Origin of the sequence: Streptomyces albidochromogenes (assembly GCF_005981925.1) — a bacterium.
GTDB classification, from domain to species: Bacteria; Actinomycetota; Actinomycetes; order Streptomycetales; family Streptomycetaceae; genus Streptomyces; species Streptomyces albidochromogenes.
The window spans coordinates 1-634 of the sequence record NZ_VBVX01000718.1 but is presented as its reverse complement, the minus strand read 5'-3'; the positions used below and the strand labels follow the sequence as shown (position 1 = coordinate 634).

The window sequence follows — 634 nt, the reverse complement described above, 5'->3', positions numbered from 1 at the left end:
CCAATTCCAGGGTGATAAGCTGTTAAGAAGAAAAGAGAACTCCTCCCAGGGCTCACGCCGACGTCTCCACATTCAGTTACGTTACCGTGAAGAATCCATATCCAAGTTCCGGAATTTTAACCGGATTCCCTTTCGATGGTGACTTGAAAAATCAAGTCTTTGAAACGGAGCTTCCCCATCTCTTAGGATCGACTAACCCATGTCCAACTGCTGTTGACATGGAACCTTTCCCCACTTCAGTCTTCAAAGTTCTCATTTGAATATTTGCTACTACCACCAAGATCTGCACTAGAGGCCGTTCTACCCAGCTTTACAGCCAAGGCTTCGTCACTGACCTCCACGCCTGCCTACTCGTCAGGGCATCATATCAACCCTGACGGTGAAGTATAAGTAAAACGCTTGAGCGCCATCCATTTTCAGGGCTAGTTTATTCGGCCGGTGAGTTGTTACACACTCCTTAGCGGATTCCGACTTCCATGGCCACCGTCCGGCTGTCTAGATGAACTAACACCTTTTGTGGTGTCTGATGAGCGTGTATTCCGGCACTTTAACTTCACGTTCGGTTCATCCCGCATCGCCAGTTCTGCTTACCAAAAATGGCCCACTAAAAGCTCTTCATTCAAATGTCCACGTT

Annotated in this window: 1 rRNA gene; it reads right to left on the bottom strand. The window is 47.8% G+C overall.

The annotated features are described in order from the left end of the window. Positions 1–634 (bottom strand): 23S ribosomal RNA (locus tag E2E34_RS37760); the annotation flags it as partial.